The following is an 18,166-nucleotide window of genomic DNA, read 5'->3' on the forward strand; positions in this document are numbered from 1 at the left end:
GCGGCCGCGCACTCCGTGTCCCCTTACGTCGAGCTACGTTGATTCACATCGATTTATATCGATGTCCGTGCGATGCCCCGGGAGTAGTGCTCCTTGAACACCTCCAGGTGCGCCCACGTGGTCAGGCCGCGGACCTCGTCGAGCGCCTTGATCCGCTCCGTGACGTGGTGCAGGCGCGTGGTCGAGTCGGAGCCGAGGGTGAGCACCAGGTCGTAGCGGCCGACGGTGCGGGCGACGAACTCCACGCCGGGCAGCGCTGCGAGGAACGCGGTGACGCGCTCGTCGTCCCCGCCGAGGTTCAGCCCCGCGCCCAGAGCCGGCCTGCCGCTGCCCGTGCCGCGCCGCACCACGGCGGCGACGTGCAGGGCTCGGTTGTCGACGAGCCGGCTGACCCGGGCGCGGACGGCGCTCGGTGACATGCCGACGCGCCGGGCCAGTTCGACGAACGACATGCGGCCGTCGCGCTCCAGCAGTTCGATGAGGCGCAGATCGGTGTCGTCGACGTGCACGTCGCCGCGGAGCGGTCCCTGCGGCATGAAGACCGACGTGACGACGTCGGTGTACAGGAGCGTGTTGACGGCCCGTACTCGGGGCTGCCCGCGAAGGTGGGCGAGGGCGTCGTACAGTTCGCGGTCGCTGGAGACGCGCAGCTCCGCGACGAGGTCGTAGGCGCCGCTGACCGCGGAGACGAAGACCGACGCGTCCGTCGCGCACAGCGCGTCGACCACGTCGTCGGCGGGCCCCGAGACGGCGACGGAGACGTGGGCGAGCGAGGTGAGCCCGAGGAGCTGGGGATGCGCCACGGCCGCGATCCCCACGGCACCCGAGTCGAGCAGCGCCTGTACCCGCGCCGAGACCGCCGTCCTCGGCGCACCCACCCGGGCGGCCAGCTCGCTGTAGCTCGCTCTGCCGTCCTGCTGGAGCGCGGCGATGAGGCGTGTGTCGAGATCCTCACTCATGAGTGCCGAGACCCAATCTTTACGAAGTGATTCCGTGCTCGTGCGGGAACAAGACTACGGTTGACGCGGGTGCGGGGAGCTGATCAGCCGCAGATCGGTATTCGAGAGTGACAGAAGCGCGGCGCCGCGTGCGCGGAGCAGCGCACATGGCATTGCTGAGGAAGGTGGACGGTCCTACGGTGCCGACCATCGCACAGGCCCCCGACACCCCGCACGAGGAATCACATGCGCGCACTGCGCCACCAGGAGACGTCAGTCCTGGACGCGACCACCACCCTGTTCACCGGCGCCATCCTGCGCACCGTCGACCCGGACACCGAAGAGGCCGAGGCGTTCCTCGTGCACGGCAACCGGTTCGGCGCCGTCGGCACTCTCCAGGAGTGCCGGGCCGCGGCGGCGCGGCTCGGCCGCACGGCCGAGGAGGTGGACCTCGGCGGCGCCGTGGTGGTGCCGGGCTTCGTCGACCCGCACGCCCACCCCCTGATGTACGGCCAGATGATGAGCTGGGTCGACTGCGGGCCCGACAAGGCGGCCGACATCCCCGCCATCGTCGCCCTGCTGCGGGCGGCGGCCGACACGCTGCCGCCCGGACGGCCGGTGCGCGGCTACGGCTACGAGCACCGCAATCTCGCCGAGCGCCGGCACCCCACCAAGGCGGAGCTCGACCAGGTCAGCACGGACCGCGACGTGTACCTGATGAACGCCAGCGGCCACGGCGGCGTCGTCAACAGCGCCACTCTGGCGCGGCACGGTGTCTCCCGGGACACCCCTGACCCGGAGGGCGGCACGTTCTTCCGTGACGCCGAGGGGGAGCTGACCGGCGAGGTCTCCGACGCCGCCTGCAACATCCTCACCGGCGTCGGCGGAGTCAAGATCGGCCGCCACGGCCCGAACTTCCACCTCGGGGACGAGCCCGCGGAGCACCTTCGGCAACTGCGCGCCGCGCAAGAGCGGTTCCTCGCCGGCGGCGTGACGACCATCGGCGACTGCCAGGTCACCCGCCGCGAGTTCGACACCTACCTGCGGCTGGCCGACGCCGGCGAGTTGCGCACCCGCGTCGGCATGTATCTGCTCAGCCACCTGCTGGACCACGTGATCGACACCGGGATGCACGGCGCGTTCGGCAACGCCCGGCTCTCCTTCGCGGGCATCAAGTTCTACGCCGACGGCACCCTCGGCGGCTGGACGGCCTACTTCCCCGACGGCTACGTCGGTGACCCCTGCCGCACCGGGCAGCTCTACCACGAGCCTGAGGCGTACCGCGAGCTCATCGCCAAGGCGCACGCGATGGGGCTCCAGACGGCCACCCACGCCCAGTCGCCGGACGCGATAGAGATGGTGCTCGACGCCGTCGAGCAGGCGCAGGAGCGACACCCCCGCCCTGACACCCGGCACCGGATCGAGCACTGCGGGCTGCCGACGCCCGCACAGATCGCGCGCATGCACCGGCTGGGCGTCCACCCGGTCAACCAGACCCAGCACTACTACAACTGGGGCGAAGGCGTCACCGAGGCGATCGGCACCCCCGGGGAGCGGTTCAACCCGCTCGGGGAGTTCCTGGAGGCCGGGGTGCCCGTCACCCTCAGCTCCGACGCGCCGGTCGCCGAGCCGAAGCCGCTGGAGGCGGTGCAGGCGGCCGTCACCCGCGTCACCCGGCGCGGGCACCGCCTTGGCGAGGCCTCCCTGCGGATCCCCGCTGCCGACGCGCTCGCCGCGCACACCCTCGGCGGGGCCCGCACCCTGGGCCGCGAGCACGAGATCGGCAGCATCACCCCGGGCAAGCTGGCCGACTTCACCGTCCTGGGCGCCGACCCGCTCACCGTCGACCCCGGATCCATCGCCGCGATCGACGTCCTCCAGACGTGGGTCGACGGCGCGCTCCAGCACTCCACCACAGCCACGTCGACCGAGGGGCAGCCGTGACGCACCACGCTCAATCCCGCAAGGCGCGCAAGGCGGGCATCGCCGCGTTCGTCGGCACCACCATCGAGTGGTACGACTTCTACGTCTACGCCACCGCCGCCTCCCTCGTCTTCGGCAGCGTCTTCTTCCCCGAGGGGACCGACAGGCTCACCGGCATCGCAGCCGCCTTCGCCACGTACGCGGTGGGCTTCTTCGCGCGGCCGCTCGGCGGCGTCGTCTTCGGCCACATCGGCGACCGGTTCGGCCGGCGCAGCGCGCTCGTGATCACCCTGACCATGATGGGTGCCGCGACGTTCCTGGTCGGCCTGCTGCCCACGTACTCCGGCGTCGGCGTGCTCGCCCCGATCCTGCTCGTCCTGCTCCGCTTCGTGCAGGGCATCGCGGTCGGCGGCGAATGGGGCGGCGCCGTGCTGATGGCCGTCGAGCACGCGCCGGAGGAGAAGAAGACCTTCTACGGTGGCTTCGCCCAACTCGGCAACCCCGCCGGGGCGCTGATGTCCACCGGTCTTTTCAGCCTGCTGTCCACGTTCGGGAACGACGCGCTCAGGGAGTGGGCGTGGCGCGTGCCGTTCCTGCTGTCCGCGGTGCTCATCGTCATCGGCGTCCTCATCCGGCTCAAGGTCGAGGAGTCGCCGGTCTTCGAGGCCGAGCCCGAACCGGACGAGGGCCTGCCCCTGACGTACGCGCTGAAGACGAACTGGAAACCCATCCTGCTGGGCATCGGCACGCTCCCGATCGCGGTGGGCGGCTACTACCTGGTGACCACGTTCATCACCGCGTACGCCACCGACCCCAGCGTGGGGCTCTCGGAGACGGTGGTGCTCAACGCGCTCAGCGTCGCGGCCGTCGTCGAACTCGTCGCCACGCTGGGCGTCGCGTGGCTGGGCGACAAGCTCGGGCGCGTCCGCGTCGTCATCTGGGGCCTGGCCGCGGTGGCCGTGCTGGCCACGCCGCAGTTCCTGGTGGTCTCCTCCGGCTCGACGGTGCTGATCTTCCTGGTCTTCGCGGCGATGCGGCTGTTCATGGCGGCGACGTACGGTCCCGTGGCCGCCGTACTGGCCCAGATGTTCCGCCCTCAGGCGCGTTACACCAGCATCTCGGTGACCTACCAGGTGGCGGGCGCGCTGTTCGGCGGCCTGTCACCCGTGGTCTCGACGCTGATGTTCCAGGCGACCGACAGCATCGTCCCGGTCATCGTGCTGCTCGTGGCCATGTGCGCACTGAGCATCGCGTGCCTGCTGAAGGCACCGCAGTACACGGACGACGCCACCCCCGTGGACAGCGGAACGCCGACGACACCCGCCTCCACGGCCTCCTGAGAGGGACGGGCCTCTCTCCAGTCGAGGGCCCTCCAGCCGTGGGGCCTCCAGCCGTGGGCCCTCAGCCGCGGGCGATGCGGCGGTAGCGGCCCACGGCGATCGGCATGAACACCGCGATCACCCCCAGCGCGCACACCAGGGCGTACCCCGTGGCGTGTTCGACCGGCCAGCTCTGCGGCGGGGCGACCGCCGCGGGTGCGTCGTTGCCGAAGAGGGACCGCGCGGCCGTCGCCGTCGCCGAGACCGGGTTCCACTCGGCCACCACGCGCAGCGGTCCCGGCATCGAGGTGACCGAGACGAACGCCGACGAGACGAAGGTGATCGGGAACAGCCAGACCAGGCCCGCGCTCTGGGCGACCTCCACGCTGCGGGCCACCAGGCCGACCGTCGCACCGACCCACGACATGGCGAAGGCGAAGACGAGCACCAGGAGATAGCCCCGTGCCGCGTCGAGCGCGGTGCCCTCGACGCGCCACCCCACCAGCAGCCCGCACAGCGAGGTCACCGTGAGGGTCACGGCGCTCATGGCCAGGTCGGAGAGTGTGCGGCCGAGGATGACCGAGCCGCGCGGCATGGGCAGGGCACGGAAGCGGTCGACCATGCCCTTGTCCATGTCACTGGCGAGTCCGATGGCTGTGAACGAGGCGTTGAAGGTGACGGCCTGGGCGAAGATGCCGCCCATCAGGAAGGAGCGGTAGCCGTCGCCGCCCAGGCTGCCGCCGAAGACGTAGGCGAGCAGCAGCACGAACATCAGCGGCTGGATCAGCGCGGCGATGACGGAACCAGGGGTGCGCCGCAGGTTGAGCAGGTTGCGCCAGGCGATGATCATGCCGTCGCGGACGGTTCTGGCCACACCCGACGCGGGCGCCGCCGCGGGGCTTAGGGCCGCCATGCGTGTGCGCCTCCCTTCCGTGCTCGTCCGCTCCCGCGCCGGCGTGCGAACGCCCTGCGCCTGCCGCCTTCCGACGGCCCGGAGCCGGATGGTCCGGCCGCGGACGGCCGGGGTGCGGACGGCTCGGCTCCGGGCGTCGGGGCGGCGCGTTCCGCGGCGTGCGGGGTGCTCCCCGCCTCGGGCGGAGCGCCCGAGGCGCCGCCGGTGAGGGTGAGGAAGACGTCGTCCAGGGTGGGCGGAGCCAGAGCGACATCGCGGACGTCGATCCGCTCGGCCGCCAGGCTCTCCAGCGCCGTGCGTAGCGCGTCGGTCCCGTGTTCGGTCGCCACGGTCACGCTCCCGGTGCGCGAGTCGAGTTCGGGGCGGTGCGGTCCGAGCGCGGCCAGGGCCTCGCAGGCGCGCCCGCGGGCGGCCGGATCGGTCACCGTGAGGGTGATCCGCTCGCCGCCCACGGCCGCCTTCAGTTCGGGCGCGGTGCCACGGGCGATGACCCGGCCGTGGTCGATGACGGAGATGCTGTCTGCCAGGGCGTCGGCCTCCTCCAGGTACTGGGTCGTCAGCAGCACGGTCGTGCCCTGGGTGACCAGTTCCTGCACGGCCTCCCAGGTGTCGTTGCGTCCGCGTGGGTCCAGGCCTGTGGTGGGTTCGTCGAGGAAGACCACCGCTGGGCGTGCGGCGAGCGCGCCTGCCAGGTCCAGGCGGCGGCGCATGCCGCCGGAGAAGCCGCCGCTGGGCCGGTCTGCGGCCTCGCCGAGGGCGAAGCGATCCAGCAGGCCGGCCGTGTGCGCGCGGGCCGTCCGGCGGCCCATGCCGTACAGCCGTGCGACGAGGTAGAGGTTCTCCCGCGCGGTGAGCCGCTCATCGACGGCCGCGTACTGTCCTGACAGGCCGATGCGCGCCCGCACCGCGGACGGCTCGCCGACCACGTCGTGCCCGGCGACGCGCGCGTGGCCGCCGTCAGGGCGCAGCAGCGTGGTCAGGATCCGCACCGTGGTGGTCTTGCCCGCGCCGTTGGGGCCGAGCAGCCCCAGCACGCTTCCCGCGGGTACCCGCAGGTCGACACCGGCCAGCGCGACCTTGTCGCCGAACCTGCGGGTCAGCCCCTCGGCGCTGATCGCCTCGCCGCCGCCCGGCGCGGCCGCCCCGGGCGGGACCACCTGCTGTGGTCCGGCGCGGGACGGCCGCGCCGCGGGCTCGGGCAGCGGCGCTCTGGCGGGGCCGAGGTGCGGCGCCGGGCGCGTGCGCGGCTGTGCGGGGCTCACCGTGAGGCCAGCGCGCTCAGCGGCGTCAGGTCGGTCCAGTGGGTGTCGACGTACTGGACGCAGTCCTCCTGGCTGGCCGGGCCGTGGACGGCGCGCCAGCCGGCGGGGATCTCCGCGAACGAGGGCCACAGTGAGTGCTGTCCCTCGTCGTTGACCAGGACGCGGTGCTGGATGTCGGGGTTGTCGAAGGGGTTGGTCACGTCGGTGTTCTCCTTGGGGAACGGGTGATGGGTGGCACGGCGGTGTGCGCGTGCCGGGACAGGGGTGAGGGGTCAGGGCTCTCGGCGCAGTTCCTCGGCGAGGACGTCGCCGATCAGCGCCCTGGAGTCGGGCCGCATCATCTGGGCGTGCGCGCACGGCACGTCGGACAGGCGCACCGGCCCGGCGACGTACGGTGCCCACATCCCGGGGGTGAGGCCGCCCGCCGGGTCCTCCTCGGTGGCGCGGAAGAAGAGGACCTCGCCGTGGAAGACGCGCGGCGTGTAGTGCCGCATCAGCCGGGCCTGCGCCGCGAAATTGCCGACCATGGTCTGGATCGTCTCCGGCTCCAGACCGCCCAGCGGGCTGCCGGCGTCGCGCAGCGAGTCCCGCACGTCGCGGGCGTCGAGTGCTTCGGTCTCGTCCCAGGCACTCAGGTCGAGGCCGAGGTTGGTCAGCAGGGCGCGGAAGACGGTGTCGTGGTCGGCCTCCTCCAGACCGTCGGCCGGCGGCGAGGGGTAGGCGTCGAGCACCGCGAGCAGCGCCACCTGTTCGCCCGCCTCCTGGAGCTGTACCGCGACCTCCTGTACGACGTTGCCGCCGAACGACCAGCCCAGCAGGTGGTAGGGCCCGTGCGGCTGGACCGCACGCACCTCGCGCACGTAGCACGCCGCCATGTCCTCGATGCTGCTCGGGAACGGCTGGTCGCCGGCCAGGTTCGGGGTTTGCAGCCCGTACAGCGGGCGGCCGTCGTCCAGGTGCTGGAGCAGTCCCGCGTAGGACCAGGCGAGTCCGCCGGCCGGATGGACGCAGAACAGCGGCGGCAGGGCGCCGCGTGCCCGCAGGGGGAGCAGCGTGGCCAGTTCCCCGCCCGCGTGCGACGGCGTGCCGTCGGCGTCGTCACAGGTGTCCAGGGCCGCGGCGAGAGCGGCCGGGGTGGGCGCCTCGAAGAGGGTGCGGATCCCGAGGTCCGCACCGGTCGCCTGTTTGACGCGGGCGATGAGCCGGGCGGCGAGCAGCGAGTGCCCGCCCAGCGCGAAGAAGTCGTCGTCGGCCCAGGGACGTTCGACGCCCAGCACTTCGCCGAAGAGCGCGCACAGCACGTCCTCGCGCGGGTTGCGGGCCGCCCGCCCGGTGCGCCGGACGAGGTGCTCGGCGCCGGGCGCCGGCAGCGCGGCGTGATCCAGCTTGCCGCTGGTGGTCAGCGGCAGCCTGGGCAGCGCGACGAAGGCGGAAGGGACCATGTAGTCGGGCAGCGCCAGCGCCACCGCGGCGCGCAGCTCCGCGCGGTCCGGTCCGTCGGCTGCCGTGACCGTCTCTGCCGGGCCGGTCGCGGACACCTGCTCCGCTGCGGGGACGAGGTAGGCGACAAGGTGCTCCTCGCCGCCCAGCACACCGTCGTCCGCAGCGCGCAGGGTGACGGCGGCCCGGGCGACGTCCGGGTGCTCCTCCAGCACCGCGGCGATCTCCCCGAGCTCGACGCGGAACCCGCGCACCTTCACCTGCCCGTCGGTACGGCCGTGGAAGTGCAGCCGGCCGTCGGCGGTCCGGCGCACGAGGTCGCCCGTGCGGTACATGCGGCTGCCGGGCGGCCCGAACGGGTCGGGCAGGAAGCGCACCGCGGTGGCACCGGGGCGCCCGAGGTAGCCGCGCGCGACGCCGTCGCCCGCGAGGTACAACTCGCCCACCGCGCCGAGCGGGGACGGGCGCAGGAAGCGGTCCATGACGTGGGCGCGGGTGCCGGTGACCGGCGCGCCGAGCACCGGGTGCGGGGACGCGTCGAGCGAGGCGACCAGCGTGTCGACGGTGGCCTCGGTCGGCCCGTACAGGTTCCAGGCGCGCAGGCCCGGTATCTCCCGGATCCGCCGCCACAGCGAGGTGGGCACAGGCTCGCCGCCGAGCGCGAGCAGCAGCGGCGGACGGCCTTGCCCGGCAGGCTTCGCCGGTGCGCACAGTCCGGCGTCCAGCAGCGCCGCGGCGTGCGTGGGCGTGGTCTCCAGCAGGTCGATGTGGTGCTCACGCACCAGGCGGACCAGCGCCTCGGGGTCGCGTCGGGTGTCGTGGTCGACGACGACCAGTTCGTTCCCGCCGAGCATCCACAAGACCGGGTCCCAGGAGGCGTCGAAGGAGAGCGAGGCGGTCAGCGCGACCCGCATCCGGCGCCCCCCGGCGGCCTCCCGCGCGGGGGCGAACAGGTGGCTGGTGTGGTGCTCCAGCAGCCGAACCAGCGAGCGGTGTTCGACGACGACGCCCTTGGGCCGGCCCGTCGAGCCCGAGGTGTGGATGACGTACGCGGCATCAAGCGCCTGAGGACGGGCGCCCGGGGGCGGGCCGCAGGGGAGCGCGGCGAGTGCGGCGGCGGTCTTTGGATCGTCGAGTCGCAGCGTCCGCAGGTCACCTGCCGGCAGCCGGTCCTCGGTCTCCTCGGTGACCAGCACGACGGCGGGCCGCGCGTCCTCGACGACCGCGGCGATCCGCTCGCGCGGCAGCGTCTCGTCGACCGGCGCGTACACGCCGCCGGCGGTGAGCACGCCGAGCAACGCGACGAGGGAACCGGCAGAACGCGGCAGCAGCACCGCGACCGTCGCGCCGGAGGAGACGCCGTGAGCGTGCAGCAGGCGCGCCAGCCGGTCCGCGCTGTCGCGCAACTCGGCGAACGAGAGCGACTCCTTCGCCGACCGCACGGCGAGGTCGCTGCTGCGGGCGGAGTCGGCCGCCGCGCGGAAGGCGTCCACGACGCTCTCGTGTCGATCCACGCCGCTGCCGCCGTCGCCCAGGGCCAGCAGCTTCTCGCGCTCGGCCGCGTCCATCGGGTCGTGTGCCGAAAGCGGCGTGTCGGGACGGTCCACCGCCTGCCGCAGCAGTGTGCCGAACCAGTCGGCGATCCGCTGGGCCGTGCCGGCCTCGAACACGTCGCGGTTGTACTCGAGCAGGCCGCTGAGGCCGCCCGCCGCGTCCTGCTCGGAGAAGCTGAAGGACAGGTCGAACTTGGCACCGCCGACCTCCACGCCCTCCACGGCCGCGTGCAGTCCGGGCAGGTCGAGTTCGGGGCGGCCCGCGTTGTTGAGGGAGAGCATCACCTGGAAGAGCGGGTGCCGGGAGAGCGAACGCGGCGGCGCGAGGCTCTCCACCAGCGACTCGAACGGCAGGTCCTGGTGCGCGTAGGCCGACAGGTCGGCTTGCCTGGTGCGGGCGATGAGCGCGCGCAGACTCGGATCCCCGCCGGTGCCCACCCGCAGCACCAGGGTGTTGACGAAGAAGCCCACCAGCGCGTTGAGCGCCTCGTCGGTGCGCCCCGCCACCGGGGTGCCGACCACGATGTCCTCGCCGGCGCCCAGCCGGTCCAGCGCAGCGGCCAGCACGGCGTGCAGCGCCATGAAGGTGCTGGCTCCCTCCGCCCTGGCCAGCTCCGCCAGCCGGGCCAGGTCCCCTTCGGCCAGCGGAACCGGCACGGTGCCGCCGCGCCCGGAGGAGACCTCGGGGCGCGGCCGGTCGGTCGGCAGTGACAGTTCGGCGGGGGCACCGGCGAGGGCGCTTCGCCAGTGGGCGAGCTGGCGGGCGTGCACGCTGTCCGGGTCGTGCGGGTCGCCGAGCAGGCTCTCCTGCCACACCGCGTAGTCGCCGTACTGTACGGGCAGCGGCGCCCAGTCGGGCGCGCGTCCCGCGCAGCGGGCCGCGTAGGCGGCCGCCAGGTCCTGCGCGAGCGGGCCCATGGACCAGCCGTCGGCGGCGATGTGGTGAAGGGTGAGGAGCAGGACCTGCTCCTGGGGTGCGAGCTCCAGCAGGTGCGCGCGGAGCGGCAGCTCACGTCCCAGGTCGAAGCCGCGTTCCGCGGCGGCCCGCAGCAGGTCGGGTGCCTGCTCGGGAAGGCAGCGGAGCGCGGTCAGCCGCGGTCGGGCGTCGCCGGGCGCGAGCACCTGCTGACGAGGGTGGCCGGCCTCCTGCGGTGACTCGGCGAAGACCGTGCGCAGCGTCTCGTGGCGGGAGACGACGTCGCACAGCGCCGCCTGCAGAGCACCGGTGTCGAGGCGGCCTCGGAGGCGTACGGCCAGGGGGATGTTGTACGAGGCGTCCTCGGGCCGCATCCGGTTGAGGAACCACAGCCGCCGCTGGGCGAAGGAGAGAGGCACACGGGCCAGGCGTCCGGAGACGGCGCGCAGCGCGGGGCGTCCCGTTCCGCCGCTCTCCAGGCGCGGGGCCAGCTCCTGCGGAGTGGGCGCCTCGAACAGCGCGCGGACCGGCAGCTCGCGACCGAAGGCCGTGCGGATGCGGTTGACCAGGTGAGTGGCCAGCAGCGAGTGGCCGCCCAGCGCGAAGAAGTCGTCGTCGCGGCCCACCGTCTGGGCGCCCAGGGATTCGGCGAAGAGCGCGCACAGGATCTCCTCCTGCGGGGTGCGGGGCGCCGCGCCGCCCGCTGCCGCGCCGGGCCGCGGGTCGGGCAGTGAGGCGAAGTCCGCCTTCCCGTGCGCGGTCAGCGGGAGGTGCGGGACGAGCGCGACGGCCGCCGGGACCATGTAGGCGGGCAGCCGCGCGGCGACGAAGTCGCGCAGTCCGGTCTCGGACGGGGGCCGGCCGTGGTGCGCCACGACCCAGGCCAGCAGCCGGCCACCGGCGTCGGTGCCGGTCTCGCGCACGGTCACGGCCGCGTGGTCGACGTCCGGATGGGCGGCGAGAGCGGCCTCGACCTCGCCGGTCTCGACGCGGAAGCCGCGGACCTTGACCTGTCCGTCGGAGCGGCCGACGAACCGCAACGTGCCGTCGGCCTGCCGGCGCACCAGGTCTCCGGTGCGGTACATGCGGGTGCCCGCGGGACCGTAGGGGTCGGCGAGGAAGCGGCGCGCGGTGGAGCCCGTGGCGGCGTCGTAGCCGCGCGCCAGCCCGGCGCCGGCGAGATACAGCTCACCGGTCACACCGGGCGCCGCGGGCCGCAGCGCCGCGTCCAGCACCCGGGCGCTCATCCCGGTGATCGCGGTGCCGATGTGCGGCCCTGGCCCCGCGGTGATCGGCGTCATGACGCTGTCCACGGTGGTCTCGGTCGGCCCGTACAGGTTCCAGACGCGCACCCCGTCGAGGGCGGCCAGCTCGTTCCACAGCGTCTCGTTGACGGCCTCGCCGCCCAGCGCCACGACGCGGGGCCAGGGACGGCCGGGGGCGAACAGCCCGCCTGCGCGCAGCTGTTCGAGGAAGCTGGGGGTGGTCTCGATGACGTCGACGCGGTGGCGGTGCAAGAAGGCCACGAGCGCTTCGGGGTCCCGCCGCGTGGCATCGTCGACCAGGTGCAGCTCGTGTCCCGCCACCATCCACAGCAGCGGGTCCCAGGAGGCGTCGAACGTCGCGGCAGCGGTGAGCGCCACCCGCAGCGGCCGGTCGTTGTTGGCCCGCTCGGCGGGCGATATCAGGTGGTTGGCGTGGTGCCGCAGCAGGTTGACGAGCGCCCGGTGTTCGACGACGACGCCCTTGGGCCGCCCCGTCGAACCGGAGGTGTACAGGACGTACGCCGGGTCCGTCCCGCGCGGACCTTCGAGGGGAGGCAGCGGCGCCCCGCCCTCGATCTCGGGCGTCTCGTCGAGGAAGAGGGCGGGCACGGGGGAAGCGGGCAGCTGAGCAGCGCACGACCGCTCGGTGAGCAGTACGGCGGGGCGGGCCGTGCCGAGGATCCGCGCGTTGCGCTCGGCCGGGTGGAGCGGGTCGAGCGGCACGTAGACGCCGCCCGCCCGCAGCACGCCGAAGAGCGCGGCCACCTGCCGGGCCGTGCGCGGCAACGCCACGGCGACCCGGTCGCCGCGGCCCACCCCCGCGGCGGCCAGCCGGGCGGCCACCGCGTCGGCGCGGAGCACCACATCGCCGAAGGTCACCGATCCCTCGGCGTCGACGACGGCGCTGCGCGCCGGGGTGACGATGGCCTGCGTCGTCAGGATGTCGCAGACGCTCTGCGGCGGCGCGTGTTCCCCGGACATCAGCCCGGTGGGCGCCGGCCGGTCGAGTGCGGCGTCGCGTTCCTCGTCGCTGAGCATCTCCAGCGCGCTGAGCGGCAGGTCGGGATCGCGCAGCGCCGCCGCCAGGAGACGGGTGAAGTGCCGGGCGAAACGCTCGACGGTGGCCTGGTCGAACAGGTCGCGGCTGAACTCGATCTCGCCGGTCAGCCCGGCGGGGGCACCGTGCGGGCCGTGTTCCTCCGTCAGGTCCCAGGTGAGGTCGAACTTGGCGCTCCGCCTCCGCTCCCCGTCCTCGCGGACGGCGCGCAGGCCCGGAAGGTCCAGGCGGGGCTGCTCGGTGTTGTTGAGCGCCAGCATCACCTGGAACAGCGGGTGCCGGGAGAGCGAGCGCGGCGGCTTCAACTCCTCCACGAGCTGCTCGAACGGCACGTCCTGGTGCGCGTAGGCCGCCAGGTCCCTGGCGCGCACCCGGCGCAGCAGCTCCCGGAAGGCGGGGTCGCCCCCGGTGTCGGTGCGCAGGACGAGCGTGTTGACGAAGAAGCCGACCACCTCGGCGAGGTCCTCGTCGGCGCGGCCGGCGACCGGCGTGCCCAGGACGACGTCCTCTCCCGCGCCGAGCCGGGTCAGCAGCCCGGCCACGGCGGCGTGCAGGACCATGAACGTGCTGGTGCCGGTCTGCTGCGCCAGGGCCGCGACCTGCCGGTGAGTGTCCTGGTCGAGGCGCAGGGGGACGCTTGCTGCCGGGCCCTTGCTCCGAGCCGGGCGCGGCCGGTCGAGCGGGAGGGTCACCTCCTGGGGCAGTGACGCCAGCGTGTCCCGCCAGTAGCCGAGCTGGCGCGCGGCGAGGGAGTCCGGGTCGTCCTTGAGGCCGAGTTCGGCATGCCGGCGCAGCGCGTAGTCGGCGTACTGGACGGGCAGCGGCTCCCACGCGGGCGCCTGCCCTCGGCAGCGGGCCGCGTAGGCCTGTGACAGGTCGCGCAGCAGGGGGCCCATGGACCAGCCGTCGGCCACGATGTGGTGCAGCGTCAGCAGCAGGAGATGGGTCGGGGCCTCGCCGTCCGCGGTGCCGGTGCGCGACGCGACGTCCGATCCCACGCCGCCGTCCGGATGCTCGGTGACCAACTCGGCGTGCACCGGAGGCTGTTCGTCCAGCCGGAAATCCACGGGCGCGCTCGCGGCGTGCCGGGCGGGGTCCGTCACCCGCAAGGTGCCGCACTCCTCGACCGGCAGGATCAGCTGGTACGGGCCCGGCTCGCAGGCGGGCGCGCCGGGGACCTCATCGGACTCGGGTGCCTCGGTCGTCTCCGGTGCCTCGGGGTAGAGCGTGCGCAGGCTCTCGTGGCGGGCGAGCAGGTCCGTGAAGGCGGATTGCAGAGCCGGTACGTCGAGGGGGCCGGTCAGCCGTACCGCCAGGGGGATGTGGTAGCGCGCCCCGCCTTCGCCCATGCGTTCCAGCAGCCAGAGGCGGTGCTGCGCGGGGGAGAGCGGCAGTCGCTCGGGCCGGACCCGGACGGTCGCCGTGTGGCCGGGAGGTGAGGTGTCGCGTGCGTCCGCCAGCACCGCGGCGAGCCCGGCCGGAGTCGGCGCCTCGAACAGCGCCCGCACCGGCAGCCGCACCCCCGTGGCGTCGTGGATGTGGGACAGCAGCCGGGGCGCGAGCAGCGAGTGGCCGCCCAGCGTGAAGAAGTCGTCGTCCCGCCCCGTCTCGCCCACACCGAGCAGCCGCGCCATGAGCGAGCAGACCAGGCGCTCGTCGTCGGTACGCGGCACCGCCCGGGAACGGGAGACGAGGTGGCGCGGGGCCGGGAGCGCGGAGGGGTCGAGCTTTCCGTTGGGCGTCAGCGGCAGCCGCTCGACGGTCGCGTACGCGGCCGGGACCATGTGGGCGGGAAGCGTCTTGGCCAGCGACTCGCGCAGCGCGAGCGGGTCACCGTCGCCGGGTATGCCCTCGCCCTCCCGCTCCGGCACGAGATAGGCGGCCAGCACCTCCCCGTCGCCCTCGGTACGCCGCAGCACGACGGCCGCGGCGGCGACGCCGGGCAGCGCGACGAGGGCCGACTCGATCTCGCCGGTCTCCACCCGCATGCCGCGGATCTTGATCTGCGCGTCGCTGCGCCCGAAGAACTCCAGCGACCCGTCCTCGCGCCACCGGACCAGATCCCCCGTCCGGTACATGCGTGCCCCGTGCCCCACGAACGGATCGGCCAGGAAACGGGCGGCGGTCAGTCCCGTCCGCCCGGCGTAACCGAGGGCGACGCCCTCGCCTGCCAGGTACAGCTCTCCCACCGCGCCGCGCGGCAGCAGATGCATGGCGCTGTCCAGCACGTAGGCGCGGATACCGGCCGCGGGCCGTCCGATCACCGCCAGGTCGCCGTGCACCCGGGTGGTGACCGCGTCCACGGTGGTCTCCGTCGGGCCGTAGAAGTTGTAGACCAGGACACCGGGCGCGGCCGAGAGCCGCTGCCACAGCTCCTCGTTGACGGGTTCACCGCCGAGCGCGACGACGACCGGACGGTAGACCTCCGCCCCGTCCCGCTCTCCGCTCCCGCCGGCTGCGTCGTCCGGCAGGAGCCCGGCGGCCAGGAGCTGCCACAGGAAGCTGGGGGTGGTCTCGATGACGTCGACGCGGCGCTCGCGCAGGAAGCCCACCAGCTCTTCGGGGTCGCGGCGCGTCATGTCGTCGACGACGTGCAGCTCGTGGCCCGCGAGCATCCACAGCACCGGGTCCCACGAGGCGTCGAACGAGGTGGCCGCGGTCAGCGCGACCCGCAGCCGCCGCCCCACCGCGCGAGCGGCGTGGGCGTGTGACTCGCGGCGGTGGTGGTCCAGCAGGTTGCTCAGCGAACGGTGCTCGACCAGCACACCCTTGGGCCGCCCCGTCGAGCCGGAGGTGTAGATGAGGTAGGCCGGGTCGCTCGGGGCGGGCAGGGCGCTGTCCGCGTCCGGGGTGTCAGGGCGTGCGGGAGCCGCGGCGACTGCCGCGTCCCGCGGGCTCAGCACCCCGGTTCCGGCCGGAGCGAGGCCGGCGACGGGGCCGTCCGGTTCGCAGACCAGCACCGCGGGTGCCGCGTCGGTGAGCAGATGGCCGACGCGCTCGGCGGGAGCGGAGAGGTCGATCGGCACGTACACCGCACCGGAGCGCAGCACCGCCAGCATCGTGACCACCAGGTCCACCGAACGGGGCAGGGCCACCGCGACCCGCTCGCCCCGTGCGGCCCCCGCCGCGCACATCCGGGCCGCCAGCGCCTCGACGGCGGCGTCGAGTTCGGCGAAGACGAGCTGCCGCGAGCCGTCGGTGACCGCCAGATCACCGGGCCGCTCGCCGGCCCGCAGGGCCAACTCCTCCGGGACGGTGCGCGGTCCGGCGCCAGGTGCCGAGGCGGCGGCCTCTTCGGCCGACCCGGCGGCGGGGGAGGGGTCGGCGCCGCGTACATCCGGCGTGACGCGGGCGTCCTCGTGACCGCGGCTGCCGGTGCCTCGCGCGTCGGGGCCCCTGCCGAGTGCCAGCGCCTGTCGCCGCTCCTGAGCTCCGATCGTCGTCAGTGAGCCGACGGGCCGGGCCAGGTCCGCGGCCAGTTCCTCCAGCAGGGCGAGCAGCCGCCCGAGGTGCGCGGCGGTCTCTTCGTCCCCGTACACGGCCGCGTTCGCCAGCACGTCGACCCGCGCCTCGTCGCCTGAGGAGGGCGCGTGCACGGCGACCGTCAGATCCTCCACCGGGCCGATGGACAGGTTGTGCACACTGGCCGACGCCGAGCCGAACGTGAGACCGCCGTCGAAGGCCAGCACGTTCACCGCTGGCCCGGTCAGCGGCTCGCCCGGGCGCAGTCCGCGGTGACTGCGCAGGGCCTCGGCCGGGTAGCGCTGGTGCCGGAGCGCGTGCCGCATCCCCTCCGCGACCCGGCGCACGACCTCGCCGGTCTCCTCGGCGGGGCCCACCCGCACCCGCAGGGGCAGAACCTGGGACATCATGCCGGGCGTCCGCCGGGCCGTGCGGCCCCGGCGGCCGCTCACCGGCAGCCCCAGCAACAGATCCGGCGCTCCGCTCAGCCGGTGCACGTAGATGGCCGTCGCCGCGGCGAACAGCGCGGGCCAGGCGAGGCCCGCCTCCCGTGCCAGGCCACGGAGCCGGTCCCACCGGTCGGCGGGCAGCACGGCGCTGTGGCACCGCACCTCGGCGGCGGGTGCGGCTGTGGCCGGGCTGCCCGACAGCCGGACGGGGGCGGGCGCGTCGGCGAGCAGGTCCCGCCAGTAGGCCTCGTCGGCGGCGTAACCGTCGGACGCGCGGTAGGTGGCGCCGTCCTCCAGGAGAGCGGCCAGCGGGAGAGGGTGTACGTCGGGCCCGCCGGCGTCCGCGTCGTCGAGCGCGCCGTAGACCTCCGCGATGCGGTCCAGCAGGAGCGCGGCGCCGAATCCGTCCAGTGCGAGGTGGTGCACGCGGAGGTAGAGCAGGTGCCGCCGCGGCGCGAGCCGGTAGAGCGCCATGCCGATGAGCGGGCCGCGCGCCGGGTCCACCGGAGCGGCCAGGTCCTCGCGCATCCGGGCCAGGGCGGTGCGGTAGCCGGGCCCGTCGTCGGACGCGGCCGGCGGGGCCTTCCGGCCGGTGGGCGCGGCGGGGTCCGTGGAGGGGGCGAGGTCCGTCAGATCCGTGAGGGGAACGGCGATACGGAGGTCCTCGTGCACGACCTGGCAGCGCGTCGCCTCGGTCTCCGCTCCGGTGACGGGGAACGTGACCCGCATGGCGTCGACCTCGCGGGTCACGTGCGCGACGGCCTGCCTGAGCCGCTCGGGGTCGAGTGCTCCCCGGATGTCCACGTACTCGGCGATGTTGTAGACGCGGCTGTGCGGGTCGAGTTGGTGTGCGAACCACAGAGCCTCCTGTGCGGAGGTCAGCGGCAACCGCACCGCCGCGGCGTCCGACTCGGCGTCAGCCCCCTTCGCACGTGGCGTTCCTGGCAGGTCTGACATCGGCGCCGCTCCTCGTCTCGCACAAAGGTGCGTCACGGCTTCGACCTGACGCACACCCTTCCGTCACTTGCTATTCGGGACGGTGGAGGCCGCGGATTGGCCTGTGACTCATGACATACGGAGTTACTCGTGCGTTAGGCGGACAGCCGACGGCATACCAGTTACTCGAAAGTAATCCACCCTTTCCGTGGGATAGCGGACAGCGGCCAATCCGCTCCCGCACGGGCTCCGAACCACACGGCGTACCTGGAATCCGTCGACATTCCGCAGAAGGAGCACCATGCCCAGCGCCCGCATCTTCTGGACCCGCCGCATAGCCGTCACGGTGGCCGCGACGGCCGGCGCACTGACCGCCGCGCCCGCCGCCACCGCCGCCTCGCACCCCTCCGGGCCGGCCCACAGCTCACAGGCGCACGCCACCCAGGAGGCCCACGTCACCCAGCAGACGGACGAGCGGTCGACCGGCTCCGTGGCACCGGACGCGCTGCGCACCCAGTCGCGCGGCCAGGGCTACCGGGGCGTCCAGGGATTCAACCTCTGCCTGCTGTCACAGTGTTCTCTCGGCGCGGGTGCTCCCGCCGAAGGCGGTATCAGCCAGGTGCAGGGCGGCAATCTGTGCCTGCTCGCGGCCTGCGATATCGGCGGCTGAGCCCCGGCCCCCGCCGCGCCGCCGGATGGCTGTGCTCCCGCTCGTTCCCGCCCGGCCCCCGCT

8 protein-coding genes are annotated in these 18,166 nt (G+C 73.9%); 3 read left to right on the forward strand and 5 right to left on the reverse strand.

The features are described from left to right. Window positions 1-53: 53 nt before the first annotated feature. Window positions 54-959: an Lrp/AsnC family transcriptional regulator gene (locus tag MMF93_RS32795; protein WP_242756981.1), complete on the reverse strand. Its 906-nt coding sequence runs from the start codon at window positions 957-959 to the stop codon at window positions 54-56. Between the two features lie 225 nt (window positions 960-1,184). On the opposite strand from MMF93_RS32795, the gene MMF93_RS32800 reads away from it, so the two are divergent. Both MMF93_RS32800 and MMF93_RS32805 read left to right on the forward strand, forming a co-directional pair. Next, window positions 1,185-2,882, forward strand: a complete 1,698-nt coding sequence (locus MMF93_RS32800) for an amidohydrolase (protein ID WP_242756983.1) — start codon at window positions 1,185-1,187, stop codon at window positions 2,880-2,882. After that, a complete protein-coding gene (locus MMF93_RS32805) occupies window positions 2,879-4,201 on the forward strand; it encodes an MFS transporter (RefSeq protein WP_242756985.1) in 1,323 nt (440 codons plus the stop codon). Before MMF93_RS32800 ends, MMF93_RS32805 begins: the two co-directional genes overlap by 4 nt. A 61-nt stretch (window positions 4,202-4,262) precedes the next feature. Here MMF93_RS32805 and MMF93_RS32810 read toward each other — a convergent pair whose 3' ends face one another. From MMF93_RS32810 to MMF93_RS32825, 4 genes are all read right to left on the reverse strand, one after another. After that, window positions 4,263-5,093: an ABC transporter permease gene (locus MMF93_RS32810; protein WP_423835566.1), complete on the reverse strand. Its 831-nt coding sequence runs from the start codon at window positions 5,091-5,093 to the stop codon at window positions 4,263-4,265. Beyond that, window positions 5,081-6,250, reverse strand: a complete 1,170-nt coding sequence (locus MMF93_RS32815; protein WP_242757887.1) for an ATP-binding cassette domain-containing protein — start codon at window positions 6,248-6,250, stop codon at window positions 5,081-5,083. Before MMF93_RS32815 ends, MMF93_RS32810 begins: the two co-directional genes overlap by 13 nt. A gap of 101 nt (window positions 6,251-6,351) precedes the next feature. After that, on the reverse strand, window positions 6,352-6,555 hold the full coding sequence (locus tag MMF93_RS32820) for an MbtH family protein (protein ID WP_242756987.1): 204 nt from the start codon (window positions 6,553-6,555) through the stop codon (window positions 6,352-6,354). Window positions 6,556-6,627: 72 nt separating this feature from the next. Beyond that, window positions 6,628-17,454, reverse strand: a complete 10,827-nt coding sequence (locus MMF93_RS32825; RefSeq protein ID WP_242756989.1) for a non-ribosomal peptide synthetase — start codon at window positions 17,452-17,454, stop codon at window positions 6,628-6,630. Between the two features lie 280 nt (window positions 17,455-17,734). Here MMF93_RS32825 and MMF93_RS32830 point away from each other — a divergent pair, with 280 nt between their 5' ends. After that, a complete protein-coding gene (locus MMF93_RS32830) occupies window positions 17,735-18,103 on the forward strand; it encodes a hypothetical protein (protein WP_242756991.1) in 369 nt (122 codons plus the stop codon). Window positions 18,104-18,166 lie beyond the last annotated feature (63 nt).

Origin of the sequence: Streptomyces tubbatahanensis (assembly GCF_022699385.1) — a bacterium.
Lineage (GTDB): Bacteria > Actinomycetota > Actinomycetes > Streptomycetales > Streptomycetaceae > Streptomyces > Streptomyces diacarni.